We start from the raw sequence: 26,687 nt of genomic DNA on the forward strand, positions 1-26,687 counted from the left end.
AAAATAATGCGGGATTATATGTATAGCGAATGATTTTTAAGAGTGATAGGGAAGTTTATGTCTGCATATTATCAATTGATTCAGCGTCATATCGATAAACAGGGTGTAGTGACTGCACATTATCAATCGACAGATCATGCTCAAGGGGCTTGGAATGCACATGAGCAACATATGGCACCAGCGACAGGGGTTATTTGTGCTGAATTAGAGCAGTTTTCACCTCGAAATGATGTTCGAATTGGTCGTATAAGTTTAGATATTCTTGGATTAATTGCAGGTGGCGAATTTTATATTCGGACAAAAGTAATTCGAGCTGGCAAGACCATTGAACTGATTGAATCCGAAATGGTCACACAAGGTAAAATAAGTATTGTGGCGAGAAGTTGGCGCATGATGATCAGCAATAGTCAAAGTGTTGCAGGCTTAGAGGATCAATCTATTGGTACACCGGAACAGTTACCGATTTGGCATGAAATACGTCAATGGCCTGGTGGATATATTCATTCGATTGAAGCAAGGACTGAGCAACGTCGACAGGGAGCTGGTATTGTATGGCTTAGCAATACTTTGGATATGGTTGAAGGTCGACCGACATCGGCATTTGTGAAGTTAATGGGAATGATCGATACTGCAAATGGTGTCGTGGCGAGACAAACAGCACCTTTTAATTGGGGCTTTCCAAATCTAGATTTACAAATTCATTTATATCGTTTGCCCCAAGGTCAATGGCTAGGCTTAGAAACCGTACAACAGTATGGTGAAGATGGTATTGGTTTAACCAGTTCCATCTTACATGATATTTATGGGCCATTTGGACGTAGTGAACAGATTCTCACTTTAAGACCCATACACGTTGAGTAATTGCATGGATGAAATCAAAAACTATATTTCTACATACCGTTTTTGATTTCTGTTGGTATTTATTGAATAGTAATTAGATTTTTTACATTGGCTTAGATAAATCGCTATAAAAAACAATTCTATGTGTAGGTAAAATGAAGCTGATGAGTATCCGTTTAGGCATTTGGAATTTACTTTAAGGCAAATTATTCAGTTAAATTTTTTAAAATATACTCAACAATATTAGATGTAATATGATTGTCGATTTGACTATACTGATTTGAATAAAATTTAAAAACTGGAAATAGAATATGTATAAATCCAAACTATTATTATGGTTATGTCTTTGTGCTTTAATCAGCGCTTGTAGTACTGCAAAATATTCTTCAACGCAGGATGCTACTTCACAAGAAATCGAATCTGCACCATCACCTACCTCAGCAACAGCTAAAGCTGCACCAGCGCCTATCTCCAATCAAAATCGAGTAAAGTCAGAAGAGCGTTTGGGAACGAAATGGGGAGATGATGTGAGTTCATATGTGACTCAGGTTGATTTAAAACGTTTGAGTAGTAATTCTATTGATGAAACTCAAATTCGTTATGCCAGTAAGCAATTTTCAGGACGCAGTATTAATAGCATTTCTTTAGCTGCTGGAAAAATTAGCTTTTCTGTTGTGGATGATCGTGGGCGAATTTTACCATTGTATCGCGATGGAGAGCGTTATTATCTCTCTGCCCGTGATGGACAAAGCTATCAATTGCGTTATGCCAATACCAGTAGCCAAACCTTTGAAGTTGTTGCAAGTGTCGATGGTTTAGATGTTCTTAATGGAAGTAAAGCTTCACGTTCAAATAGTGGTTATGTGTTAAGACCATATAGCTCATTCGCGATTGAAGGTTTTAGGAAGAGTAATTCATCTGTAGCTTCATTTATTTTTAGTAAGCCAAATGATGCTTATGCTGCCAACACTACCAGTGGTTCTATTCAAAATACTGGTGTGATTGGTACAGTGGTGTATGAGTTAAAAGCACCAAAATACGATCTACCCAAAAAATCTAAGGATAATTACGCACCTGCGCCTAATGCCTTTCCTGCGGATTAATTAAAAATATTAAGACGAAAGGGGGGATGTTATTATCCCTCTTTTTAGATGTTATAATGTTACATAATTGCAATAATTTAAAAATAGCACAGTCAAAATAGCTACGATATTATGACTTTGATAATAATCTACGTAACTTATAAACTTTAAAATAGGTTTTATAATGAAAAATATAAATATATTTCTCTGCCTTTTTTTGTGTATTTTTCTAGCTGCATGTTCGAAAAAAACAGATGAAAGCGTATCTCAATCCCAAACTGAAGCGACCAGTGCAGATGCTGCCGCTGAAGCAGCCAACAATCAAGTTGCTGCTGATGAAAAGTTAGGCACAAAGTGGGGTGATGAAATTGATTCCCATGTGACCGAAGTGCAATTAAAGCGCAAATCTGATTCACCTCTTGCTGAAACTATCGTGCAATATGCAGATAAAAGCTACAAAGGTAAAACGGTCAATTCAATTTCTATTGCCGCAGGAAAAGTGAGTTTTTCTGTTGTAGATGATCGTGGAAACCGAATTCCAATGTATCGTGTTGGACAAAGCTACTATTTGTCAGGGCGTGAAGGGCAAAGCTATCAACTTCATTATGAAAATAACACAGCTAAAACGTTTGAAGTGGTTGCCAGTGTTGATGGTGTAGATGTCATTGATGGCAGTGAGGCTTCCAGAAGCAATTCTGGTTATGTATTACATGCACATGATTCATTGAAAATTGAAGGTTTCCGTAAGAGTGAATCTGCTGTTGCTTCCTTTACATTTAGTAAGCCTAAAGATGCGTATGCTGCGAACTCAGAGAATGGTTCAATTCAGAACGCTGGTGTAATTGGTACGGTTTTATATGAGTTGGAAGCACCAGAAGACGAGTCTAAACCCGTGAATAAATATGCACCTCCACCAAATGCATTTCCCGCAGATCGTTAATTTATTCGTTTGTAATAATAGGCATTCTTAAAATAAAGAATGCCTATTATTAAACTTAATGAAATTAAATGAAAAATATAAAGAGTTTTAATCCAATGAAATTACTAAAAATATACACTGTAATCTTAATGGGCATGGTGTCTACGCAAGTATTTGCAAATCCTATTGAAGATCAATATAAAGTCCTTATTAAACCTCAGCCCAGTTATGCCAAATTTCAAGAAAACTTTGATACGATCCTTGGTAAAATTGAAGAAATAACAGAACGTGTAACTCAAATACAGGACAAATCTGAGCTTTATCCTATGTGTGTTGCAATACAAAGCTCAATCACTGCTATGAAAAATAATCAAAAATATAAGGCTCAATATGATCGTGACTATAAGCAGTTTGATACGACATTTGATGAAACTTTAGCAGAAGCCACACAAGGCTTGAGTGATAAAAAAGAAATTTGTGATCAAGCTAAACAAGCGTATTTAGAACATAAATAAATACGATGAGTTTATGTTTTAGAGGAGGGTGGCCTCCTCATTTATTCTAACTCACCACTTCAAGCGTACTTGCACCCGCCCCTAAAGGGCGTACCTGAATTTGCACAGGAATACGTTCATGCATTTCCTGTATATGTGAAATCAATACAACTTTACGCCCTTGATTTTGCAGTTGATCTAATGCATTCATGACCATATGTAATGAAGATGCATCCAATGTACCAAAACCTTCATCGATAAAGAGAGATTCAATTTTCATTGAACCTGATGCCATATTGGCAATTGCCAAAGATAAGGCAAGGGCAGTCAAGAATGACTCACCTCCTGAAAGTGAGGCAACCGAACGGGTTTCACCATCCATATCATGGTCAATGATGGCAAGGCTGAGTGAATTATCTAATCGTTTTAAGGTATAACGTTGAGACAACATTGCCAATTGTTGGTTGGCATGTTCGAGTAAAATATCCAGATTATACTGTTGTGCATAATCACGGAATTTCTTACCCGTCGCATCTCCCATTAAGCCTGAAATTTTGCCCCAGCGATGTTCTTCCTGTTGTACTTGTTGAATCTGATCAGCAAATTGCTTTTGCTTAGCAACATTTTGTTGATGCAATTCAAGTTTGAGTTTTAACTGATCGCGGATTTCAAATTGGGTTTTTAGCGTATTCGCATTATTCAAAATCAATTGTTGTAACTGTTCAAAATCAATTTCGGGTTGATGAAGCGTATGTTCAGTTAATTGCTCTTGTATGGTGTTAAGTGCTGAATTGGCCTCATTTAACATTCGTTCAGCATGTTGCAGTTGTTGGCGAATCTGTTGTTCTTGTACCGCCGTGATTTGAGCCAAAAGCTCTAAATCATCAGGCTGAAAAGCTGGATGCTGAGTAAGCCATTGCTGAATATCCTGATTCACTAGATTGAGGTTATTCTGATTGTGTTGTTGCTGAGCGTTGAGTTGTTCGAGCTGACTTTTTTCTTGCTCAAATTGATTGCGTAATTGATTAAAACTTTGCTTTTGTTGTTGGTAAAGCGTCTGAATTTTTTGGTATTCATGGTCATACTGCGTTAACCATTCATTCGGCTTAACTTCGGTTAATCCCGTCATATTTTGAATGAGTTGATTTGCCAATTCTGTGTTTTGTTGCCCTTTCAGTTTTATCTCGTTCAAGCTGTGAGCAGTTTCAGAAATGTGTTTGGCTGTATTCGCTATATTGAGTTGAGTTGTATTGAGTTGCTGTAGATATTGATCATGCTGTTTCGACAATAACTCAAGCTGTTCAAGCTGTTGTATACGCGTATTTAATTGGCTCAAGATATATTGTGCTGTGGTGATACTGTACTGTTGCCATGCATTTTTTTCACGATCAGCTAAGCAACTGACAATATGTTGTACCTGATTGTGTAGGTTATTGGCATTTTGCAATAAATGTTCAGTGTGTTGAATGCTTTGACTTAATTGTTGCTGAATTTTGATGCTTTGAATCCATTGCTTAGATTGTGCTTCCAATTGTTGAATATCAAACTGATATTGCTGGGTAAGTTGCTCCAATTGTTGCTTAATTTCAGATTGTGTATGAGTTAAGTTCAGCGGGATTTGGGCTGATTGACCTTGTTCAATACATAGCTGTTGTATGACGGTTATTTTTTCAGTCACATTTTGAAGAGTGGTCTTAAGCTGTTGCTGTTCGACACTCAATTTGGTCAAGTTTTGTTGAGCCGCTTGCCAAAGGTTAAAGGTTTGTTGTTCTTTGAGGGTGGCTTGTTGTTCCTGTTGCTGTTGTAGCTCAAACAGTACTTTAGATATAGCAGAATCATCAAGGTGATAGGGATGGGTTGTGCTTCCACAAACAACACAAGGTTGACCATCTATTAATTCAGCTCTTAAATGTTCCACATTTTCAGCATGTAATAAGCGTTGTTGTTGTAAAACCTCTTGCAGTTTTAAACGGGCTTGTTTCGCCGTTTGGAAATCTTGTTCAGCCTGTATTGTGGTTTTTTCTAGTTGTTGAAATTGTTCCGAGCAACGTTTCAATCGGTCATTAAGCTGCTGAGATTCAATCTTTAATTCAAAAAACTGGGCTAATTTTTGCTGTAAGGTAGCCAATTGGTTGAGTTGGCTCAGTTTAAATTCACGTTGTTGGCGCGTTTGTTCAAGCTGAGTTTCAAGTTGCTCCGCAGTTCCAAATTGATGAATTGAGTCTTGTAATTGTGTTTTTTGCTCAATTAATTTCGTTTCAGCCTGAGACAGGTTCCCTAATTGATTTTCAATAGATTGATAGTGCTGAATAAATTGGGTTAACTGTTGCACATGTGCAGTTAAACCTTTATCCAAACTTGAGAACTGCTGAGAGTCTGCAAGTTGCTGATTTAAAAGATTTCGTTTTTCTGTAATCTGCTGAATATGATGTTCAAGTTGTTGTTGTTGATTGAGTAGTGGGGTTTTAGACGATTCTAAATCATTTAATCTGGTCTGAATTTTCTTAAATTCGACCCCAATAAAATCCCGCTCCTGAATACATTTCCGTACTTCACTCAAAGATCCACGATGGGTATTTTCGAAATTTTGCTGAACAGTTAAAGCCGTTTCAGTTTGGAGAAAACGGGTCTTTTCAGTGTCAAATTGAACTTGTAATGCATCAAAAAGCTGTTGTTGTTTTTGAGTTTGTGGTGCGAGTTGCTGTTCGGTTTTTATCAGTAGTTGCTTTTGAAAAATACTAGAACGAATCTCTGAGAATATTTCTAAACGATTTAAACGTTCACGCTCAGGGATTAAGCCTTGTTGCGCTTGTAACTGTGTATTAAGCAACTGTTGCTTAACGACAATTTCATTATTCAGTTTTTGTTTACGCTCAAACCATTGCTGTTGTTTTTCAAGTTGCGATTTTTCATCTTCAAGTTTTTTATAGTCTTGATTGGTGTGTTGGAATTGCATCTGTAATTCAGCGGCATCTTCCTCAGCGAGGAGTTCAATATGACCGAGAAGGTTTTCCAAATCCTTACGTTTTGATGCCACCAATTTGGTTTTTTCGTAGGCCAATTGACCGACTTTTCCAAAAATGGATGAATTGGTTAAATACTCAAGTAATTCACCACGTTCATTGTCACGTGCTTTTAAGAAGGCTGTAACTTCGGACTGTGCCAAAAGAACTGCACGAGTAAATTGCTCAAAACTCAGTTGGGTAATTTTATAGATCGCTGATTCAACGGCTTTGGCTTTATCTGCGACTACCGCTCCATCAGTTAAGCATTTTAAATAGCGTTGGACACTTTGTAGTTTTCCATCTACTTTTTCACGGGAACGTTTAAGTTCCCAGCGTGCCAAATAATGCTTTTGATCTTGTGCCACAAAACATAATTCAGCAAAGCCGTGTGCGGTACCACGGCGGAGTACAGTCAGTGGTGAGTTGGTTAAAAGTTCAGAGCCATCAACATCCTGTAATTTACCATCACTGTCTTTTAAACGTGGGATTTTATTAAATAGAGCAAGGCACATGGCATCCAAAATGGTTGATTTTCCTGCTCCTGTTTTTCCAACAATCGCCACTAAACCTGCTGAAGCTAAAGGTTCAGATTCAAAATCTATAAAATGTTCACCCGAAAGAGACGCGAGATTTTTGAGTCGTATAGATAAAATTTTCACGGCAAACTCCTATGCGTCATGTTCATTTTCAAGCGTTTTTTCGGCTTCTTGTAATAAGCTTAAAAAGTCTTTCAAGACAGCATCATCATTGGTATAGCCATTTTTCTCCCAAAGTTGTTGAAAGAGTTTTTCTGGTGTCGGTGGTTCTAAATTGATTGAAGTAATTTCATCACTATTTTTTTCTGATGCGAAATATTGTCTTGAGATGCGAACTAAGCGGTAACGGTTTTTGGGTAAAGCATCTTCAAATTGTTGGCGCAAATTGGGCGGAGGTGGAACATCGGTATGGTATTCAATATCGACATATTCACGCTGATCAATATTTTCAATTTCATCGCTTGCTAATGCCTTTAATTTGGCTAAAACTTCGTTCAATTCCCCTTTAATTTTATGTAGTTGTACACTACGGGGAATAAATACACTTTCAAATGAAACCCGTGACTCATCTATTTTAAGCGGGTCAATATTCACGTCGACAATTTGGTGTTTATAGTTGATTTCACTAAAGGATAAGGGAATAGGTGAACCACTATAACGGATATGTTCCTGACCAACTTTTTGCGGTTTATGTAAATGCCCGAGTGCAACATAATCAATGCTATCTTCAAACAATGTGGTAGAAAGTGCTTCCTCATTGCCAATGATAATAGGCCGTTCAGAATCAGAGGTTTCTCCACCTTGCATATGGGCATGTGACATTAGAATGAGTGCTTGATTATCTGTTTTTCTTTTTCGTGCTTCAGAAATCACCTGTTGATGTAAATAGGCAATGGCATTTTGACTGTTATTGGTTTTTTCGTTAAAACCTGTAATTTCGGCTGGGCGCAGAAACGGTAAGCTTAGGCACCAAGCAATAATATTTTTTTGTTCATCATAAATTGGAATCAGTAAACGATCCAAATCAATTTGACCAAGCTCGTTTTTATGAATCACACCGACGGTTTTGGCGTGATATTTTTCAAGCAGGGGCTCAACTTGTTCAATGCGATAACCTGAATCATGATTACCTGCAATCATTAAGGTTTGCATATGTGGAGCAAGCTGATGTGCATTGGCTAGGAATTGATAGAGTTGTTTCTGCGCAGCAGATGCAGGATTGATGACATCGAATATATCACCCGCAATCAATAGGGCATGGGGCTGTTTTTCTTTGATTTGAGCTAATAACCACGCTAAAAATTGCTCATGTTCATACTGGCGAGAATGGTTATAGAAGAATTGTCCCAGATGCCAGTCTGAAGTATGAAGAAAGCGTACAGTCATTAGTTGGATAAGCCTTACAGAATTTAAAATTAAGGTAGCACAAATTGAATGCTTAAATCAGCTGTAAGGCCTTAATCACTTAATATGATCTGTATTTTTTATAAAAATTCTTAAAAAATACTCGCTATCTTTTTCTCAACTGTTTCATGCAGCCGAATATAGACAGGTTTTTTCGAACATTTATTTAGATTTTTAATTATTGAATGTTATTTTGCATTGGGATCAACTTGGACTAATCCAAAGGTATTATGATCTGCATCTAAAAAATATCCTTGCCAACATTTATTGGGAATAGCAAATTTCTCCATTGCTACTTGTCCACCCAAAGCTAAAATCTTTTCAGCAGTTGTATCAAAATCTTCAACTTCAAAAGAACAGGTAAAGGCATTGGTTCCACAATGGGTGGGTGGTGTTTGAGCTGGACGCTCCAATAAGCCACCATGTATGTTGGCTGTTTCAATTTGAAAATATTGAATGGGTAGACCTTCAACTTTGCGAAATTTCCAACCGAAAACTTCATGATAAAATTTAACTTCACGCTCAGGATTTGAAGACTGAATTTCAAAGTAGCTTAGTGCGTTCATTGTTATTGTCCAATTTTAAATGTTTTGATTAAGATAATAGAATTTGCAAAGTTGTGATGTATAAATATTGAAAATGAAAGAATGAGGCAGTTAAAAGTGATGTGTTATGGATAAAGAAAAATTACATGAATTACGCGCAAAAATTACCATTTCAATCGCAGATGCTTGCGCTTTATTAAAACAATATGATGAGATAGCACATTGCATACAAGTTTATCATCAGCAGAATATTGAAAAAATTTGTGCAGCAACAGATTGTGATGCGGAACTTGTACAAGAATATTATGATGATCCTAGATATCATCCCAATCTTGAAAAAATCATTCAAAAAATTAATGAATTTAATCAACGTACAATCAAATTGAGTATAGATGAAAATCCAAAATATGTTGATAAAGTGGGTTTCTTTATTTGGGCAGAAGATGAAAACTTAGAGAGGATACAAAATAAAGGCAATAGAACTTATTTTATTCCGCAAGATGATTTTGCTTATGTCATTAAAATATTTAGATCTTTATTTCCGTTGTTTAGCCCAATGAGAAATGAATTTGAGTGTAGTTTTGATCCTTGTTCAGATAACTATTTCGATCAAAATGCCCTACAAGACATTATTTTAAAAATTAAAGATCTGCATTTTAACGATAGCAAAGTGATGAATTTTTTAGAAAAACCGGTCTGTTGTTTAGAGAAAAAATACAAATAGGGACTTATGTCGTTATTTTTGGAAATCAATAAATGAAATTGAAACGGCAATTAGAAGTCGATCTGAAGTGATTTAGTGATGTCGATAAGTGAAGACAAAGCTTTTAAGCTTATTGCGTAAATCCCTTTGATTAATCTTTCTAAAGTTTTCATTGTTTGCTGTTATCCAAGTAATACAAAGCGCTCAAGTGGTTTCCCTTGGATACTCTAAAATTCGAGGAAAATGGAAATCATAACTTTGTAGTGCAAACTTATACAATTGAGCAGGGCGTTTGCCCGCAATCTTAGATTGATCTGTTTCCTCAACTGCGCCAGCTTCAATCATACGCCGTCTAAATGACTTCTTCTCTAAACTTTGTCCCAAAATAATTTCATAAATCTGCTGTAACTCAGTCAAAGTAAACAGTTGAGGCATTAAACTGACGGGTAAGGCTGTATAACGTGCCTTACTACTTAAACGTTCAACAGCCATATCTAAAAGCTCTAAATGATCAAAAGCCAAGTCTAATTTTTTTGCCTCAGCAATTGAAATCCATTCACTATATTCATTTTGTTCAGTGGCAATCTGTTGAAACGCTTTGAAATCGATCAGGGCAAAATATAAAGCTGTTACAGCCCACCCCCGAGGATCACGTGTTGCATCGCCAACCGTCGCAACTTGTTCCAAATGCGGTGATTGAAGTCCAGTTTTTTCAACCAATTTACGATGTGCTGTTGTCATCAAATCTTGATCTTTAGACAAATCGACAAAACCACCTGGGAGTGCCCATTTATCTTTTTGTGGGAAATTGGAACGTTTAATCAATAAAACTTGTAGCTGACCTGCATTAACAGAAAAAATCGCCATATCTACTGTAAGTAATGGGGATTCATAATCCTTTTTATTATAGTTGGAGAGAAATTCCTGTTCGGAGTTAAAGGTCACTGTAAGGCTCGCTTAATTTTATTAAAGTAACAGATTGTCTTGGATTATTACAGGGTGGAAGAGATTCGCCAAGTAGAAAATATGTTGAGTAAAATGAGATTGGCAATGGTGCAGCCTAAGCACAGAAACCTTGCAATAAAAAGCAAGGTTTCTGAAAATGATTGTTATAACTGATTTGCCAATCGCTCCCGAATTTCATTCAAACGACACGCTAGAATCAATTGCCCATTTTCAAACACTGTTTTTAACTCACCTTGTTGCTCTTGTTCCATGGTTTGCTGATCAAATAACACAAATCCGTCTTCAGTTTTTTCTACGCGAAGTAAACCTTTAGCGGATTTCTTTATACCAAAATCAGTGATTGGATCTTTAAACAATTCACGTGGAACACCGTTGACTTGTCCCCAAGTGGCTTTAACTGCAAAACCAAATGTGTCACGCGTTAAATAGTTATAAGTATAACTACCGATCCCAAAGACCAGATTATTTGAAGCATAGCCCTTAGCTTCTAGCCCTTGAAGAATATTTAAAGCACGTTCCAAAGTAATCGAGTCACCATAAATCAAACCAACACGCTCATTTAAAACTTTATAGCCTTGATCTGTTTCGGTTCCGCCAAAGATTTCCCATAAACATTGCACAGCGCCTTTATAAGCTGGACTGCCCATTTCAGCTTCAGGGTCACCGCAAATGATTTTTACAGGATCACCAGAGTCAGGACGAAAAACCAATTTAGCCAAACCTAAAGCATTTGGCTGACGAGCTAAAATTTCGTCTTTTAACGCCACAGTAAATTCTGTAATTACTCGCCAAAAATCCCAAGTATCCGATACGATACTGACCACACCTGATGGATAAAGCTCAGTGAATAAACGTCTAAAAGTTTCAATTTCATTGTCTTCACTGCCCATACACATCACACTATGTTCGGTTGCGGGAACCGAAACACCTACAATGCCTTCCGCATCGTAATATTCTTCTGCATAATCAATCGCTGAAACCGCGTCTGTACCGATAAAGCTGGTTAAATGTCCTACACCATTTTGTGTGGCATCATAAATCCCACTCATTCCGCGACTACTAAAATCATGCCCTTGTACAGCAACGAAGTCTAAAGGTACACCTGTTTTAATCGCATATGTTGTCAGTAAGCGTTTGTATTCAAATGCAATCGTTGCTGTAGTACAACTTTTCCATAATTCAGCGCTGAGTACTGTTTCTAAGTAGTTGGTTAACCAAAAGAACTCAGGCAGGGTATTTACAATAGTGAGGACAGGTACTTTTATATTGACACGACTGCCTTCTTCTAATGCTTTTATCCGAATCGGTAAATAGCCTAAGTCATATAAAGCTTCAATATGATCGACAGGAACTGCACCTTCGCCCAATGCGTTATCCATTCTACGTTTATATCTAGCAATGACTTTTGCCTTATCTTGTTGGAAAAAACCTTCATTCCAAGTTTCAATCAAAAAGTGTTTGATAAAGCCTTGTAAGCCAAAGAACACGATTTTATCGTCGAAGTCAGGCAACATTTTCGCTAAACGAGAAGAGCGTGGCGTGAAATTGGCATAAACATATTCTGTGCCAACAGGATACTGACGTCTGTGATCTGCTTTATAAAAGTCAATTGCATTCAGTGGATTGATTTTTAAGCTCATTGTTATTCTCCAAAATAATTAAAATGAATTGAAACGACTAAATGAAATGACGTTTAGATTTGGATGTTCAGTTTGAGGAAAGCTCGTCGTGGTAAAAATTTGGTCAACCAAGCCTTCAAATACGTGCATACCTTTACTAAAGATCCCGTGAGTCACATATAAAATCACATGTTGGCAATTTAATTTTTTTAACTCTTGTGCAATACCAATAAAAGTTGCACCACCATCACAAATATCGTCCGTGATCACAGCTGTTTTGCCCGTTAAATCAGTTGCGTTGACTTGAGCATTTTGAATTTTTCCTGTGACGGCATCACGTTTTTTTTCACAGTAGACCATTTCGATTTCGTGATCTCGTAAGCTATTGATGACTTTGGCAATCATTTTGGTCCGTTGTTTTGCACCTGCATCTGGACAGATTAAAACGGTGTCTTGAGCAATTAAAATGTCTTGTAACTTTGAATTTTGCAGAATGATTTCACTGGGTTGAACATTCTCAATCTCAAAAAAATGGGTATTTTCATTTAAAAGTTTTTCAGTAACACAACTATGTGCATCCCAAACTTTGATTGATTTACGTTGTTGTGGAAATTGTTCAGTATTGATATTTAATAATTTTGTCATTAGTTCTAATGAGAATGCCTGTCCTATCGCACAGATTCGATCTTGGCGTGCGTATGGAAAATAGGGGATTTCCAAATCAATTTCTAAACCTTGATTGAGTAATACATTTTCAATTAACAAGTAATCCATCAAATCTTGCGTGTTACTGATTTTGGCTTGAATCTGAATTTGCCCTTTCAACGTTTTTAACGTATCTGCTGAAATTTGAACATGTCGTTCACCACCCGCAAACTGGATATTTTGAATAGGGATAATATTGTTGTTTGAATCTTTGACTTGGATAGACATGTTGCTTATACCTATAAGGTGGCTTATTGCCAATACATATATAGTGTCATAAAGCCTATTTAATTATCAATATTACTTTACAAAAGATTACAAACCTGGGTATTAGATGCTTTTTGATTGGATTTTTATTTAAGTCATTGTTTTATTTTGTAATATTTGGTGTGTGAGAGCGTGCTGATTTTTAATGCTGTCTGTTATTCGAGATTTAACAGGTTTTAATCCCTAGACATTTATTATGTAAGAAAAAGCAGGGGATCGCTAAAAGACGATAGCTATATAAAAGACAGCTACGATAAAAAGCCCTTACTATAAGAAAACATGTACTTTAAAAAGTCAGGAGGGATGATTCATTCGTTGAAATATTCATGTTCAACTGATACAGAACAATAAATCTTTTAAAAATCAAAAAATGCTCATGTGGAGTAAATCATATTGGTATTGAAAGTTCCTTCTCCACCTTTCGAGAAGGTTAGGATGAGGAACTTTTATGTTGAACTCAGTTTTTAAAAGGGCTTTTGAAAGAAGCCGAATAAAAATAATTTAAAATGATTTAAATTATTGAAGGCTGTTAAATAAAGTCGCTCTAATCCAAGAACACGCTAAAGTTTTCAACAGATTCACGCGGGGTAATAAATGTATTTACAATATGGTCTGGATCGGCATAACCCAACACAACAGCACAGACTAACTCCTCATCATCAGGTGCATTGAGTACCTCTAAGACTATACGATGAAAATGATTCCATGCAGCTTGAGGACAACTGTCTATACCACGTGCTTTTGCTGCAATCATGACATTTTGCACCATCATGGAAATGTCCATTTTAGCGCCTGTTCCCATAATTTTATTTACAGTAAAATACAACACAATAGGTGCATCAAAAAGCTGATAATTCCTTAAATGTTGCGCCGCCATTTTTTCTTTTTCGCTTTTTTGAATCGCCAAAAGTCCATACAGCCCCCAACCATTTTCACGACGACGATCAATAAACGGTGAAATCCAAGTGGTCGGGTAGTATGAAAAACTTGCTGTATGCTGTTCGGCGAGTTCTGGTCGGGTAAATAATTCGATTTGTGCAGCACATACACGGTCAATCATTTCTTGGCGCTTATTACCAGTAACTACATATACTTTCCACGGTTGGGTATTTGCTCCAGATGGTGCACGACATGCGACATTTAAAATATCTTTAATAATGGCTAAATCGATAGGTTTATCCAAAAAAGCACGCACTGAATGACGGCTTGTAATTACTTGATCTATTACTTGAACCTGTTCGAAAAACATAAAAATCCTTTATTGGTCTAGTTTTCAATCAAATAAACTATATACGATAGTCGTAGAGGGGTTATATTCATTTTTTGAAATTTTAGCTAAGCCTTAGATTATATAATGATTATAGAAATACTAATCTGAAAAAAGAATTGAAATTAAAGTCTTATTCGATAAAACTGATTTAATAAAGGGGTTGAGTTACGCTAGATTACAAAGGTGTAAGAATTATACACAAATTGTTACTTTTGGGTTTTAACTTAGTTTCAACGCTTTCATAATTTAATAGCAAGCATATATGTGCAAAGTTTTTTTTATGTGGTGTCTGAGAAACTACTGAAGAAAACAAGAAAAATTGATTTTTTAGCAAAGTATTGGGGTTAAAAGATCAAATTGTACGGATGCACATCATAAATAAGGCTAGGAGTATTTAATGAGTCTATTCACAAATCGCAAGTCATTGATCGTCAAAAGTTTAGCATTAACAGTAACAGCTTTGATGGTAAATACAGCTCAAGCTGCTACTGACAGTCAAGAGATTCAACAATTACGCAATGAAGTTCAAGAATTAAAAGCACTTCTTCAGCAACAACAACAGCAAGTGAGATTAGTTGAATCTAAAGTTCAAGCAGCACCATCTTCTTCATCAGTTGGCTTAAAGTCTAAGTCTGGTGCAGATATCAATATTTATGGTTTTGTTCGTGGTGATGCCAACTATATCATTGAAGGCGGTGATGACGACTTCAACAAAATTAGTTCAACTACTGGAGAAGCGAAAGACAAACTCCGCGCGACAGCAAAAACAACACGTATTGGTTTAGATTTTAATACGCCAGTAGGTGATGCTAAAGTTGGTGGTAAAGTTGAAGTTGACTTTGCAGGTAACGGTGTAAATGAAAACCTTCGTATTCGTCATGCTTATTTAACCTATAACAACTGGTTATTCGGTCAAACAACATCTAACTTCCTATCTAGCCATGCGCCAGAAATGATTGACTTTGCAACTAACGCAGGTGGCGGTACTACACGTATTCCACAAGTACGTTATGCATACAATCTGGCACCAACTACAAAATTATTGGTTGCTGCTGAAGAAGGTAATAGTGCTGGGGCTACAGGTACAGCAGTTAAATATAGTCTTCCTGTGTTAACAGGTAAAATTACACAATCATATGCTGATGGCAACGGTAATGCGTCTGCACGTGTTTTAGTGGAAAACTATAAAGATAACAATGCTGGCAAAGATAAGACGGGATGGGGTGTTGCACTTGGCACAGACTTTAAAGTTGCGGATCCTTTAAAACTTTTTGCTGATGCATCTTATGTGGTGGGCAATAGCAATTACCTATACGGCAGTAACAATGCTTATGCTATTGTAAATGGCGATATTGAGCAGAATGAGTTCACTGCACTTCAAGTGGGTGGTACATATAAAATCTTACCTAATTTGCGTTCGACTTTAGCATATGGCGCATTGTTTGCTGACAACGGTACAGATTTTGCGAAAGCAAACCAAAACGCGAATGAAAAAATTCAACAAGCTTGGTTAAACGTGATCTATTCTCCAGCGAAACCGATTGATTTAGGTATCGAGTATATCAACGGTAAGCGTGAAACTTTCGCGGGTCAATCTTATAAAGATAACCGTGTAGGTTTAATGGCGAAATACAATTTCTAATTCCAGCTTAGAAATTTATTAATCCCAAAAACCGAGGAATGCTCCTCGGTTTTTTATGCATGAGTATTTATAAAAGAAATAGATAAGAAAAAAATATAATTTAAAATGATAGCTAAAATTGTAAAAACGTAAGACATTTGCTTAAAAAAATGCATAATTAACCCACTTTTTTTCTATGTTCATATTATCGTATAGATAAATGACCTGTTTTGGCCTGTTCTTGTAAAGTGAATGACTTATGAGAACTGTATTTCTCATTGTTTGATGAAATGATCTTTTATCAATAATAGGAGTAACATCATGACCATTTTCTTTTCTAAATTTTTGCAGCATTGCAATTCTGTTTATATCTAATCGCTAATGTATTTATCGCGATGAGCCTTTTTGATTTTCAATGTTGAAAATCTGCTTTTTATTTTAATTTTTTGTTGTATATATCAGGCAATTAGGTAATCACTAATTCTGAGTGATTTTAAGTCTGCTACTATTATGGAATAGCATTTCTATACCTATACAACAAAAAATCTAGCCAAAGAATGGACAATTACTTATGGAATTTTCTTTTAATGCCTTCTATACGTTGATTGCAGCAGTCATCGTATTATTATTAGGTCGTTTCCTGGTCAATAAGATTGATTTTCTCCGTAAATATAATATTCCAGAACCTGTTGCTGGGGGACTTGTTGCCGCAATTTTGTCTTTACTCATCCATAATTTCTGGGGCTATAGCATTACCACGAGTAGTGAATTACAAACCAGTTTCATGTTGGTATTTTTCGCTTCGATTGGTTTAAGTGCAAATTTTGCAAAATTAAAAGAAGGCGGTTTTGGTTTAGTCATTTTTTTAATTTGTGTTGCTTCATTTATTGTCGTACAAGACTTTGTTGGGATTGGGTTGGCAACAGTCATGGGGCTAGACCCACTGATTGGTCTGATTGCAGGTTCAATTACGCTCACAGGTGGACATGGTACAGCAGGTGCTTGGGGTGAGATTTTAGAAACCCAGCATGGTATACAAGGTGCTTTAGCGTTGGGTATGGCGAGCGCAACGTTTGGTTTAATTATTGGTGGGATCATCGGTGGTCCATTAGCCAAGTTGCTGATTAACCGTTATCAGCTATCGAACCCAAAAACACAAAAAGAAGTGGATGAGACCAATCAACAAGCCGTTTCTGATCTTGGGGAATATGTTCCATTTGAGTATCCACACCAAGTCCGTTTGATTACTGCAGATAATGCGATTACAACATTGGGATTTTTTGCAGCATGTCTGGCTTTTGCTGAATTCATGACCGGTTACAGTAAAGGGCAATGGTTTGAGCTACCAACATTTGTTTGGGCATTGGCTGGGGGCGTTATTCTTCGTAATGTACTTGAAGGCATTTTAAGAGTTAAAATGTTTGATCGCGCGATCGATGTATTTGGTAATGCAGCACTCTCACTCTACCTTGCGATGGCTTTACTTTCATTAAAACTTTGGCAGTTAGCAGATTTAGCAGGGCCATTGGTGATTATTCTGAGTGCACAAACATTAACGATGGCTTTATATGCCGCCTTCGTGACATTCCGTGTAATGGGAAAAAATTACGATGCAGCTGTATTGGCAGCAGGGCATTGTGGTTTTGGTATGGGTGCTACACCAACAGCTGTTGCAAATATGCAAGCCATTACCAATATGTACGGCCCTTCACATAAAGCATTTTTGATTGTTCCACTTTGTGGTGCATTTTTTGTCGACTTAATTAATGCAACAGTGATTCAATTGATTCTAAAATTTATCGCTTAATTTATGTTTAGATTTAAAAAGCCAGTGATATCACTGGCTTTTTAAATGAAATTTAGCAAGGCATAATGAATAAATAAAAGACTAGGAATACTGATAAAAATTGAAATTTTAAGTTCTAAACTCAACAGCATTAAACAGGTGGTGACGATATCTAATGGATTTTCCATGCTTTTTTGTAGCATAGGGATAATCACAGACAGGACAAATCCAACAACTGCAGCATTGATGAGTATCACAGAATTTTGAATATAAGGATTCACAAGTTGCTTAGACCAGTAAGGCAAAGCTAAAAAAACAAAGAAAAAAGAAGGTAAAAAGATCAACAGTGTTGTTATGACAGCATTTACAATGGGAAAAGTTGTAAGGGGCAAATATGCACCAAGATAACTGGCAAAGCTAAAGAGTGGTCCTGGCATAAATTGCGCAAGTGTGTAGCCTAATTCAAAATCTTGTTTGCTGATTAGGCCTGTATCGACAAAATCTTGCTGAAGCATGGGAAGAACCACATGGCCACCACCAAAGACTAAAGCACCTGTTTTATAGAAACTAAAACTGGCTTGAAATAGTAGCTTGTTGGAAAAAAGCATTGCTACGCACAGGGCAAAAAAAATTGAAAAAAAGCCAATCAACCAGATTGAGTTGTGATGATAAGAGCTCGGTAATACATTAAAATTTGCTTGCTGATTACCACTAGCAAAAACATTTGAATCCTTTTGAATATATTTAAATCGTGTCATTAAAATGGCTAAAATAGCACTACCAAGGATAATCGCAAGTTGTAGCCATGCATTGGAAAATAAGAGTAGCAACACAGTACTGACCAGCATTAAGGTAAATTGTAGTTTGGTTTTACAATAGCTTTTAAACATCTGTAAAAAAGCAAAGACTATAATTGCTAAGATGATTGAGTGAATTGTTGAAAATAAGGCTAGATTAAAAACTGGATGCTGCTGAATGAATCTTGCTAAGCCAAACATTAGCAGTGCTGATGGGAGAGTAAATCCAATCCAAGCGACAATTGCGCCTAAATATCGATGTTGTAAACAACCTATAGCCATGCCCATTTGACTACTACTTGGGCCAGGGAGCATTTGGGTAAGTGCAAGCAGTTGATCATATTGCTGCTCATTTAACCAATTTCTTTTCTCTACAAAAGCTTGTTTAAAGAACACTAAATGCGCCGCTGGACCGCCAAAACTACTACAGCCTAATTTTAAAAAAATCCAAAAAATTTCAAAAAGTGTGGGCATATTTTTAGGATTATTTTAGACATTGATTTTTAAAATCTAATCGAAAATCATGACAGAATAAATAAATACAACAGCAAATCATTGCAAATTATGCTTAGATACAGGCGAATTTAGATTGTGCCATGATCTGAGAGTATATGTCATTGTTAAAGAAAATCTTTGCTTCTTTGTTTTGTGGTTTGTTACTAACTGCATGTGCACACTCACCCGAAAAAAAATCGCAAGCTGGTATATTGGCATCACAACAGGTTTTGGAAGCCTCTTCGCGATTGGACTATACTTTTTATCAATACAAACAATTATCAAAGAAAAAACCTGTGATTGCCTTGGTCTTGGGCAGTGGAGGCGCGCGTGGATATGCACACATTGGTGTAATTGAAGTGTTGGAGCAACATGGTATTAAACCTGATTTTATTGTTGGAACAAGTGCGGGAAGTATTGTTGGTTCAATTTATGCCAGTGGAAAATCGCCTGAACAACTACGCCAAATTGCACTCAATATGAAAGTGGGTGATGTACGTGATTTTAAAATTGGCATGAAAGGTTTTTTTGATGGGCAAAAAGTTGAAGATTATGTCAATAAGCAAATCAATCAAATGCCTTTGGAAAAAATGAAAATACCTATGTATGTTGTTGCTACAGAATTACAAAATGGTGAAAAGACGATTTTTAATTATGGTAATACAGGTCAGGCTGTGAGAGCTTCTGTATCTATTCCAAGCATGTTTATTCCTACCAAAATTAAAGGTAAGGAATATGTTGACGGTGGTTTAGTAAGCCCTGTACCTGTGAATATTGCCAAAGAATTAGGTGCAGATATCGTGATTGCGGTGGATATATTGGCACAACCTGTCAATACTGAAACGAGTAATGTCTGGGGGCTATTTAACCAAAATATCAATATCATGCAAAATAGATTAGCGGCTGAAGAATTAAAAAATGCAGATATTGTGATTCAGCCAGATTTGCGTGAAAAAGCACATATTTTTGATGTAAAAGGTCGTCAGGATACTATGCAAGCTGGAATGGATGCAGCTAATCAACGTATGCATGATCTAGAAGTGGTTATTGCCAGTAAGAAAAGTATTGAAACTGCTCAACAGCAATTTCAAGTCCAGAACTAAGATCAACAGTTAGAAGTACTTTAAAATCCAACACCAAGTATTCGGATCAGAAAAAACCTAAATATAGAAATATCGTAGCAAACATGTTGAATAAATAGAAAATGATTGATAAACCAATAAGATATACATCAAATAAATGACAGTGTTCATAATCATAAATTGAGAGAATGGTCAATTGCCGAATTAAACATGTTTTTTAGTTGAAAAGATATATAATAATAGACTTAAATCTCCTGCCAAAATAGAGTCTAGAATACGATGTCTCCATTAGATCAAATGATCCCAGCTACAGATGACCAGTCAGAATTAACCATGTCCGTTTTGATGACCCCAGATATGGCAAACTTTTCAGGTAATGTACATGGTGGAACCATCCTTAAGCTACTTGATCAGGTCGCTTATGCATGTGCAAGTCGTTATTCAGGTAGTTATGTGGTAACACTTTCAGTCGATAAAGTGAATTTCAAAGAACCAATTCATGTGGGTGAAATGGTCAGCTTTCTTGCCAGTGTAAACCATGTTGGTCGTACTTCAATGGAAATCGGGATTCGTGTTGAAGCACAAAATATTCAAAAACGTACAGTACGTCATACTAACAGTTGCTATTTCACCATGGTGGCTGTAGATGAAAATGGTAAACCACAACAAATTCCAGCTTTAAATCTGGATAATGATTGGAAACGCTGTCGTTTTGAAGCGGCTGAGCAGCGTAAAGTGGCACGTTTACAAGAAAATCATCATCCTTCTTGTAGTATTTATAAAAAAGCTTCAAATAGTTAATTGATTTAAGTTTCCCCCCTCGTTGCCAATGAGGGGGCGCTTTAGATAATCTCAAAATTAAAATGAAATGTAGTCAGCGTGATGCGCTATATTTGCCAGCACTAAGCGATTGACATTTAAACAAATGGTTAACCTTTCAAAAAAATCAAACACAAGAATATAATTTCTTTTAATTAATATTTAAATCAAATCAATTGTATAGCGGAATAAATTGTTTGATTTTAAAAAAGCTTACAATGACCCACACTACATTCAAAGTTTAAATACCTTTGAGTAGGCGATGCCTCACTTATGTAGGAGATGCCAAACCTTGCGCTGCAAATAAAGCATTGCTTTGTTTTTGCTCATGGAAGAGGGCTATACCTGTACCCCCCGCCCAACGGCGACATCCCTGTCGTCCCACGGTAGGATCACCATCTACGATTCAAAAGTAAAAAAACGAATTGATAACCAACAGTTTCAAAATTTCATACAAAAACATTAGCTTCATTTATGATCAATGACTTGATGCAAATCACTTATATGAATAATTAGGTGGCTTTGACAATAAATTCAAACGATAAAAATTTTATAAAGACAGTTCCACACTTTTAATTGACTTTGTTAAGAACACGTCCATCTACCGTCATGCTCCACATCCCATTGGCAGTTTGTTGCGGTGCTTGAGAAACTTTAAACTCAGTTGAAAGTGGTCCAATGCCAGCACTAAAGTTATTGCCTTCAAATTTAGAAATTGGTGCAGATACAGATGAGCTTGAATTAGGTTGTTTATTGCTATATTCAACGCGTCCTTCAGGCGTAATCATCAAATTTACACTGCCATCCTCACTTTGCCATGTGCCTGAATAGTTTTGTTTGTCTGTCGGTAATGGTTTGCTACATGCAACAAGTAGGGTGCTGATGACGCCTAAACCGATCAGTTTTTTTAACATTTTAAATTCCTCGTAAGTCTGGATATGTCAGGTTTTAATTATAAATTTACAAACTGATTTAAGTGCAAAAGAGTATATATGAATTATTCAAAAATCCTCTCTATACTAGAGTTGAGCAAAATGAAGCGATACAGGCATTGAGTTTTTAAACTTTAGGTCAATATTTTTTGAAATCTTAAAATATGGAATCTATTTATATGAAATAAAAAAATTAATTCTTTTTACGATCAAAAATTACAAATCAGAAAGAATATAAAGTTATCAAATTTCTTTTCTAATAATAAGAAAGCCAGATTTCGATATGTTGGGTCTAATTGTTTAAAGACAGCAAAGATCAAGTAAAAGACATTAGAAAAATAAAAAGACTAAATCGCAGCATGATCTAGTCTTTTTATTCAGATTGTCTTTTTAGACAACCCAATTGCTAACTCGGGAGGAGTATTAAATCTTATTGACCTGCTTGAGGAGCAGAAGTCGCTGGAGCTTCAGCAGCGCTTTCAGTCGCAGGTTGAGCTGTAGGTTGACCGGCAGCTTGAGTATCTTCAGCTGCAGCTGGTTGTTCTTGAGTTGATACAACAACTTGTTCAGCTTCAGTTGCAGCTGTATCAGTAGCAGCAAAAGTTGAGAAAGCTGTGAAAGCAAGTGTAGTAGCTAAAAGTGTTTTAACGAGTTTCATTTTGGCATCCTTAATTCATTGAATTGATCGTATAACGACCTGTGAGAGCGTCAGTTGTTAAATGCGTTGCTGATCACAGGGAGTAATGTCATGCTAAGTGCAGATGAAAAAATGGGCAACCTAAGCAACAAAGCGTAACAGGCTGGGTTACATGTTTAAAACAAATCATTGTATTATGTTGTTTTTTTGTGATCTATTTACTTTTACCCATAGGTAAAAGTGTATGGAAATATGAAAAGTTGATTAAAAAACACACTGCATTGTTACTTACACTTAACATTCATTATGCAATCTTTATGAATGTGGTATTGGAGTTTTGGATTGTTTTTGTAAATTTAATTTAAAAAATAGATGTTAAACCTGAAACTATTGGCAATTTTTCAGTAATAATAAGAAGAGTCGCAATATCTATCTATTTCTTTCATTTAATATGCTGGGTCGATCCTTTGAAGATTTTAAGCCAAAAAACAGTCAAAACTCATATTATTTCTGGTTTTTTAGGGGCTGGAAAGACCACCTTATTACAGCATTTGCTTCAACAGAAGCCAGAAAATGAAACTTGGGCGGTTCTTATGAATGAGTTTGGACAGATTGGTGTGGATCAGCAATTGTTACCACAAGACTCAGGTTATGAAGTAAAAGAATTACTCGGTGGTTGTTTATGTTGTGCAGGACAATTGCCTATGCAAATTGCCTTGTCTCGATTGATTTATGATAAACAACCCGATCGACTATTTATAGAACCTACAGGCTTAGGTCATCCCGCTCAACTTTTGGCACAATTGACTGAACCGCAATGGCAAGCGCAAATTGATATGCGTGCGTTGGTGACAGTAATCGATGGGAGTCGCTTACAGGATTCTGAATGGGTGAATCAAGCGCATTATCAAGATCAGTTAAAAGCTGCACAAATTGTTGTGGTTTCGCATGCAGATAGCATGTCTGCGTCTGATCATGAGGTATTAAACCAGTTTAAGAATGATTACTTTGCTTATATTCAAACTTGGGTATTGGCAGAGCAGGGTAATCTTGATATTCAACAGCTGGATCTATCACATCAAGGGGGGGAGAGAAAAGTTGTACCGCTGATTCAAGTGCAAAAGCAATTTAACCCCGATGAAGTACTGCCTGTGGTTAAACAATTACCTTATCACTATGTTGAAACGGCTAATGGGTATACTGTTGCTGGTTGGAAATTTTCAAAGCGTTGGCAATTCGATTTTTATGACTTGTTAGATGTCTTGTGTGAGCAAAAAGACTGGTTGCGCATCAAAGGGATATTCAATACCAATCAAGGTTGGATGACATTTAATTTTAATCCTGAAAATTTGAATTATAAATCGGGTGAAGAAAGCTTGGATAATCGGATCGAACTCATTAGCCAGCACAATCGTGATTGGGAAAGTTTAGAAACGGCTTTGTTGAATTGTCGAATTGATCAGGCGGAAAAAACGCAGTAATCCTTTTGAAAATCTTATAGACTGTGCGCCATATTTAAGAACTTTTTGGAACTTTCATGGCATTAAAAGCAACAATTTATAAGGCTGATCTGAATATTGCCAATATGGATGTGCATCAATATGGTGATTATCAATTCACGATGGCATTACATCCGTCTGAAACGATTGAACGTTTGATGGTACGTGTATTGGCATATGCTCGCTTTGCAGATGAACGTTTGGAATTTACCAAAGATTTATTTGAAACTGATGAACCTGCTTTATGGGAGAAGGATTTAACCGGACAGTTGATTAAATGGATTGAAGTTGGTTTGCCTGACGAAGACAAAGTTAAAAAAGCGGCAGCGCGTTGTAAAGAAGTGGCTGTGATCGCCTATGGTTCAGCCGTTGCAGAATGGTATAAAAGAAGTTCTAAACTCAAAACATTGTCAAATGTTCAGGTATGGCAATTGTCTGAGGCGACGACAACAGCAATTCAAGCTTTATGTCAACGCACCATGCAATTGCAATTAAATGTTATGGATGGTGAGTGGACCTTGATTGGTGATGATGCTCAAGCTGTGATTGAATGGACACAGTTACAGTAAGCATTGTTGTTCAATAAAAATTGACAAGAAAAGCAAGCGAATCGCTTGCTTTTTTTTACTCAAATTTCGTATACCTAGAGTGATAAAAATAGCTATGTAGAAAATCAATGAATAATGACATCTACCACTTACTTATGGCTTTGGCGATTGGTGCAATTATTGGAGCAGAGCGTGAGTATCGCAGTAAGTCGGCAGGATTGCGAACTATGATTATGGTGAGTTTAGCATCCTGTTTATTCACCATACTTTCAATTAAAATTGGAGTGCAAAATCCTGATCGTTTGGCTGCAAATATTCTGACTGGCTTGGGCTTTTTAGGTGCGGGGGTTATTTTTAAAGATGATAATAGAATTTCTGGGATTACTACAGCAACAACGATTTGGATGGTGGCAGCTTTAGGTATGGCCGCAGGTGCTGGTTATGAATATTTAGCATGTGTTGGTACAGTACTGGTATTGGTTGTTCTCGTATTTCTTGTCTATTTTCAAGAGAGAATTGAAGCCATTCACCAATCGCGTAACTATAGAATTTTATGTGATTATCAACAAGAAACTTTAGATAAATATGAGGAATTATTTAAACAATACCATATGAAAATTTTACGTGGCGTGCAAAATAAAACTGAAAAACAGATTGTTGGGCGCTGGGTGTTAATAGGATCTGCTCAAAATCACAAAAAACTCACAAACTATTTGCTTTTAGATCAAGAGATTAAAGAGTTAAGCTTTTAAAACAAGAAAAAGTGTGCTTGATTTATTCAATTTTTTATTCATCAAATTTTCAGCTTAGCGATTTAATCTAACGAAATGTATAAGTATTGGAGTAAACCGATGCGAGATCCTTATGAGCGAGTTATTCATTTTAATCAGTCGCGAGATGAGAAATTTCTAGCAATTAAATATAAATTAATGGCGAGCAGTGCTTTCCGCTTTTTTCGTGGTTCATGTCATTTATATTATGAAGATTTAGCAAGCCAACAAACATGGAAAGATCAAACCATCACTTGGATCTGTGGTGATTTACATATCGAGAATTTTGGTAGTTATCGTAGTCGACATCAAGTGGTTTATTTTGATTTAAATGATTTTGACGAGGCAATTTTGGCCTATCCAACGTGGGATGTGTCCCGTTTTATTTGCAGTATATTTCTGGCTGGCAAAGAGCTGAATATCGGAGACGATGATTTAAAATCTATCGCGGAACAACTGGTAGATGAGTATTTAAATGCACTTCGAATAGGGAAAGCTTATGCAGTAGAAAAAGAAACCGTCGATGGTATTTTAAAGAAATATATTACAACAGTTTCTGAGCGTGATCCTGTGGCATTTATTGAATCGCGTTGTTCTTTAGATAAAACAAGTGAGCGGCGTTATTTGGTGATTGATCAGAAAAAATATTTTAAAATAGAGTCCAAAAGCTTATATACAGCACTGATAAAAACATTTTCTGAGGATTTAAAAACACTCAAGGCGAAAAATCAATCAAATTTTCAAGTATTAGATGTCGCATTCCGTATTGCGGGGACAGGAAGTATTGGCTTAAATCGCTATGTATTCTTAGTCTATGATAGTGAAAATAAAACCCATACTTTATTCGATATGAAACAGGCTCAAGCTTCCTCTTTGAGCTTGTCTCCATTTCTAAAAATACAACAACCAAAATGGGATGATCATGCGCAACGCATTCAATTCATTCAAACACTCATGCAGTATCAAATACCGGCTCAGTTATCACGGCTAGACTTTCAAGGACAAGCGTATATTGTCAAAGCATTACAACCTGAACAAGATAAAATTGATTTTAAACAATGTGTAGATAAACCTAAAAAATTTACCGATGCCTGTTATAACATGGCTCGATTAATTGCTTATGCTCAATTACGTTCAACAGGGCGTAAAGGTTCTTCAACAGCAGATGAATTAATCAATTTTGCAGAACAAGCAGAACTTTGGAAAACGCAGTTGTTGAAATACACGTATAATTACGCCCAACAAGTTGAGCAAGATTATCAAAGTTTTTGTAAAAGTTATGCTGAATATCGTAATGAACAAAAGACAGTGATGAGTAAAGCTTTGCATAAACCCGAATGATGAAT

The 26,687-nt window shown here is 36.4% G+C and carries 22 protein-coding genes and 1 pseudogene; 13 read left to right on the forward strand and 10 right to left on the reverse strand.

The window, feature by feature from the left end; genetic code table 11:
• Positions 1-57 precede the first annotated feature (57 nt).
• From AC4CUY_RS03495 to AC4CUY_RS03510, 4 genes are all read left to right on the forward strand, one after another.
• Positions 58-861 (forward strand): thioesterase family protein, encoded by an 804-nt coding sequence (locus tag AC4CUY_RS03495; protein WP_336952888.1) that lies wholly within the window; start codon positions 58-60, stop codon positions 859-861.
• Positions 862-1,151: 290 nt separating this feature from the next.
• Complete coding sequence (locus tag AC4CUY_RS03500; protein ID WP_490773668.1) at positions 1,152-1,943, forward strand: hypothetical protein; 792 nt, start codon at positions 1,152-1,154, stop codon at positions 1,941-1,943.
• A 163-nt stretch (positions 1,944-2,106) separates the two neighbouring features.
• The gene (locus AC4CUY_RS03505) at positions 2,107-2,862 is read left to right on the forward strand and encodes a hypothetical protein (protein WP_336952886.1); all 756 of its coding nucleotides are present in this window, start codon (positions 2,107-2,109) and stop codon (positions 2,860-2,862) included.
• 68 nt (positions 2,863-2,930) lie between these two features.
• Positions 2,931-3,356: a hypothetical protein gene (locus AC4CUY_RS03510; protein ID WP_490773669.1), complete on the forward strand. Its 426-nt coding sequence runs from the start codon at positions 2,931-2,933 to the stop codon at positions 3,354-3,356.
• 46 nt (positions 3,357-3,402) lie between these two features.
• Here the strand turns inward: AC4CUY_RS03510 and AC4CUY_RS03515 are convergent, their stop codons facing one another.
• From AC4CUY_RS03515 to AC4CUY_RS03525, 3 genes are all read right to left on the reverse strand, one after another.
• Complete coding sequence (locus AC4CUY_RS03515; protein WP_490773670.1) at positions 3,403-6,999, reverse strand: SbcC/MukB-like Walker B domain-containing protein; 3,597 nt, start codon at positions 6,997-6,999, stop codon at positions 3,403-3,405.
• A gap of 9 nt (positions 7,000-7,008) precedes the next feature.
• Positions 7,009-8,262 carry an exonuclease SbcCD subunit D gene (locus AC4CUY_RS03520; RefSeq protein ID WP_483770246.1) on the reverse strand — a complete coding sequence of 418 codons (1,254 nt, stop codon included), beginning with the start codon at positions 8,260-8,262 and terminating at the stop codon, positions 7,009-7,011.
• Between the two features lie 206 nt (positions 8,263-8,468).
• Positions 8,469-8,846, reverse strand: coding sequence for a VOC family protein (locus tag AC4CUY_RS03525; protein WP_483770245.1), 378 nt, complete (start codon positions 8,844-8,846; stop codon positions 8,469-8,471).
• Between the two features lie 106 nt (positions 8,847-8,952).
• Here AC4CUY_RS03525 and AC4CUY_RS03530 point away from each other — a divergent pair, with 106 nt between their 5' ends.
• Positions 8,953-9,549: a hypothetical protein gene (locus AC4CUY_RS03530; protein ID WP_490773671.1), complete on the forward strand. Its 597-nt coding sequence runs from the start codon at positions 8,953-8,955 to the stop codon at positions 9,547-9,549.
• A 183-nt stretch (positions 9,550-9,732) separates the two neighbouring features.
• Here AC4CUY_RS03530 and ntrR read toward each other — a convergent pair whose 3' ends face one another.
• The 4 genes from ntrR to AC4CUY_RS03550 all read right to left on the reverse strand — a co-directional run bounded on the left by ntrR (position 9,733) and on the right by AC4CUY_RS03550 (position 14,334).
• Entirely contained in the window at positions 9,733-10,473 is a 741-nt protein-coding gene (gene ntrR, locus AC4CUY_RS03535) for an ADPR responsive transcriptional repressor NtrR (protein ID WP_490773672.1), read from the reverse strand.
• Between the two features lie 164 nt (positions 10,474-10,637).
• Positions 10,638-12,134, reverse strand: coding sequence for a nicotinate phosphoribosyltransferase (locus tag AC4CUY_RS03540; RefSeq protein ID WP_490773673.1), 1,497 nt, complete (start codon positions 12,132-12,134; stop codon positions 10,638-10,640).
• Positions 12,135-12,152: 18 nt separating this feature from the next.
• Positions 12,153-13,046: a phosphoribosyltransferase family protein gene (locus tag AC4CUY_RS03545; RefSeq protein ID WP_419327579.1), complete on the reverse strand. Its 894-nt coding sequence runs from the start codon at positions 13,044-13,046 to the stop codon at positions 12,153-12,155.
• A gap of 583 nt (positions 13,047-13,629) precedes the next feature.
• On the reverse strand, positions 13,630-14,334 hold the full coding sequence (locus AC4CUY_RS03550) for a nitroreductase (protein ID WP_336952876.1): 705 nt from the start codon (positions 14,332-14,334) through the stop codon (positions 13,630-13,632).
• A 418-nt stretch (positions 14,335-14,752) separates the two neighbouring features.
• Between AC4CUY_RS03550 and AC4CUY_RS03555 the strand changes: the two genes are divergently transcribed.
• Together AC4CUY_RS03555 and gltS are read left to right on the forward strand one after the other, a co-directional pair.
• Positions 14,753-15,997 carry a DcaP family trimeric outer membrane transporter gene (locus tag AC4CUY_RS03555; RefSeq protein WP_336952875.1) on the forward strand — a complete coding sequence of 415 codons (1,245 nt, stop codon included), beginning with the start codon at positions 14,753-14,755 and terminating at the stop codon, positions 15,995-15,997.
• 550 nt (positions 15,998-16,547) lie between these two features.
• The gene (gene gltS / locus AC4CUY_RS03560; protein WP_490773674.1) at positions 16,548-17,783 is read left to right on the forward strand and encodes a sodium/glutamate symporter; all 1,236 of its coding nucleotides are present in this window, start codon (positions 16,548-16,550) and stop codon (positions 17,781-17,783) included.
• A gap of 41 nt (positions 17,784-17,824) precedes the next feature.
• Here gltS and chrA read toward each other — a convergent pair whose 3' ends face one another.
• Entirely contained in the window at positions 17,825-19,033 is a 1,209-nt protein-coding gene (gene chrA / locus AC4CUY_RS03565; RefSeq protein ID WP_490773675.1) for a chromate efflux transporter, read from the reverse strand.
• A 245-nt stretch (positions 19,034-19,278) separates the two neighbouring features.
• On the opposite strand from chrA, the pseudogene AC4CUY_RS03570 reads away from it, so the two are divergent.
• Both AC4CUY_RS03570 and AC4CUY_RS03575 read left to right on the forward strand, forming a co-directional pair.
• Positions 19,279-20,157: pseudogene (locus tag AC4CUY_RS03570) on the forward strand (patatin-like phospholipase family protein); the annotation flags it as partial.
• Positions 20,158-20,415: 258 nt separating this feature from the next.
• The gene (locus tag AC4CUY_RS03575) at positions 20,416-20,937 is read left to right on the forward strand and encodes an acyl-CoA thioesterase (RefSeq protein ID WP_336952872.1); all 522 of its coding nucleotides are present in this window, start codon (positions 20,416-20,418) and stop codon (positions 20,935-20,937) included.
• Positions 20,938-21,527: 590 nt separating this feature from the next.
• On the opposite strand, the gene AC4CUY_RS03580 is transcribed toward AC4CUY_RS03575, so the two are convergent.
• Both AC4CUY_RS03580 and AC4CUY_RS03585 read right to left on the reverse strand, forming a co-directional pair.
• Positions 21,528-21,869 carry a hypothetical protein gene (locus AC4CUY_RS03580; RefSeq protein WP_336952871.1) on the reverse strand — a complete coding sequence of 114 codons (342 nt, stop codon included), beginning with the start codon at positions 21,867-21,869 and terminating at the stop codon, positions 21,528-21,530.
• A gap of 448 nt (positions 21,870-22,317) precedes the next feature.
• Positions 22,318-22,545, reverse strand: coding sequence for a hypothetical protein (locus AC4CUY_RS03585; protein WP_004722685.1), 228 nt, complete (start codon positions 22,543-22,545; stop codon positions 22,318-22,320).
• A 446-nt stretch (positions 22,546-22,991) separates the two neighbouring features.
• Here AC4CUY_RS03585 and AC4CUY_RS03590 point away from each other — a divergent pair, with 446 nt between their 5' ends.
• From AC4CUY_RS03590 to AC4CUY_RS03605, 4 genes are all read left to right on the forward strand, one after another.
• Positions 22,992-24,005 carry a CobW family GTP-binding protein gene (locus AC4CUY_RS03590; RefSeq protein ID WP_419327582.1) on the forward strand — a complete coding sequence of 338 codons (1,014 nt, stop codon included), beginning with the start codon at positions 22,992-22,994 and terminating at the stop codon, positions 24,003-24,005.
• A 56-nt stretch (positions 24,006-24,061) separates the two neighbouring features.
• Complete coding sequence (locus tag AC4CUY_RS03595) at positions 24,062-24,592, forward strand: YaeQ family protein (RefSeq protein ID WP_004722682.1); 531 nt, start codon at positions 24,062-24,064, stop codon at positions 24,590-24,592.
• Positions 24,593-24,699: 107 nt separating this feature from the next.
• Positions 24,700-25,323 (forward strand): MgtC/SapB family protein, encoded by a 624-nt coding sequence (locus AC4CUY_RS03600; protein WP_419327583.1) that lies wholly within the window; start codon positions 24,700-24,702, stop codon positions 25,321-25,323.
• 99 nt (positions 25,324-25,422) lie between these two features.
• Positions 25,423-26,682 (forward strand): DUF2252 domain-containing protein, encoded by a 1,260-nt coding sequence (locus AC4CUY_RS03605; protein WP_419327584.1) that lies wholly within the window; start codon positions 25,423-25,425, stop codon positions 26,680-26,682.
• The last annotated feature ends 5 nt before the right edge of the window (positions 26,683-26,687 follow it).

It is taken from the genome of Acinetobacter sp. 778_lipA (assembly GCF_058242985.1).

Coding starts and splice junctions, on each gene's coding strand:
- AC4CUY_RS03540 (WP_490773673.1), bottom strand. CDS start 12,134: ATGAGCTTAAAAATCAATCCACTGAATGCAATTGACTTTTATAAAGCA.
- AC4CUY_RS03545 (WP_419327579.1), bottom strand. CDS start 13,046: ATGTCTATCCAAGTCAAAGATTCAAACAACAATATTATCCCTATTCAA.
- AC4CUY_RS03500 (WP_490773668.1), top strand. CDS start 1,152: ATGTATAAATCCAAACTATTATTATGGTTATGTCTTTGTGCTTTAATC.
- AC4CUY_RS03525 (WP_483770245.1), bottom strand. CDS start 8,846: ATGAACGCACTAAGCTACTTTGAAATTCAGTCTTCAAATCCTGAGCGT.
- AC4CUY_RS03520 (WP_483770246.1), bottom strand. CDS start 8,262: ATGACTGTACGCTTTCTTCATACTTCAGACTGGCATCTGGGACAATTC.
- AC4CUY_RS03530 (WP_490773671.1), top strand. CDS start 8,953: ATGGATAAAGAAAAATTACATGAATTACGCGCAAAAATTACCATTTCA.
- AC4CUY_RS03580 (WP_336952871.1), bottom strand. CDS start 21,869: ATGTTAAAAAAACTGATCGGTTTAGGCGTCATCAGCACCCTACTTGTT.
- AC4CUY_RS03585 (WP_004722685.1), bottom strand. CDS start 22,545: ATGAAACTCGTTAAAACACTTTTAGCTACTACACTTGCTTTCACAGCT.
- AC4CUY_RS03595 (WP_004722682.1), top strand. CDS start 24,062: ATGGCATTAAAAGCAACAATTTATAAGGCTGATCTGAATATTGCCAAT.
- AC4CUY_RS03510 (WP_490773669.1), top strand. CDS start 2,931: ATGAAAAATATAAAGAGTTTTAATCCAATGAAATTACTAAAAATATAC.
- AC4CUY_RS03505 (WP_336952886.1), top strand. CDS start 2,107: ATGAAAAATATAAATATATTTCTCTGCCTTTTTTTGTGTATTTTTCTA.
- AC4CUY_RS03550 (WP_336952876.1), bottom strand. CDS start 14,334: ATGTTTTTCGAACAGGTTCAAGTAATAGATCAAGTAATTACAAGCCGT.
- gltS (WP_490773674.1), top strand. CDS start 16,548: ATGGAATTTTCTTTTAATGCCTTCTATACGTTGATTGCAGCAGTCATC.
- AC4CUY_RS03600 (WP_419327583.1), top strand. CDS start 24,700: ATGAATAATGACATCTACCACTTACTTATGGCTTTGGCGATTGGTGCA.
- AC4CUY_RS03575 (WP_336952872.1), top strand. CDS start 20,416: ATGTCTCCATTAGATCAAATGATCCCAGCTACAGATGACCAGTCAGAA.
- chrA (WP_490773675.1), bottom strand. CDS start 19,033: ATGCCCACACTTTTTGAAATTTTTTGGATTTTTTTAAAATTAGGCTGT.
- AC4CUY_RS03555 (WP_336952875.1), top strand. CDS start 14,753: ATGAGTCTATTCACAAATCGCAAGTCATTGATCGTCAAAAGTTTAGCA.
- AC4CUY_RS03495 (WP_336952888.1), top strand. CDS start 58: ATGTCTGCATATTATCAATTGATTCAGCGTCATATCGATAAACAGGGT.
- AC4CUY_RS03605 (WP_419327584.1), top strand. CDS start 25,423: ATGCGAGATCCTTATGAGCGAGTTATTCATTTTAATCAGTCGCGAGAT.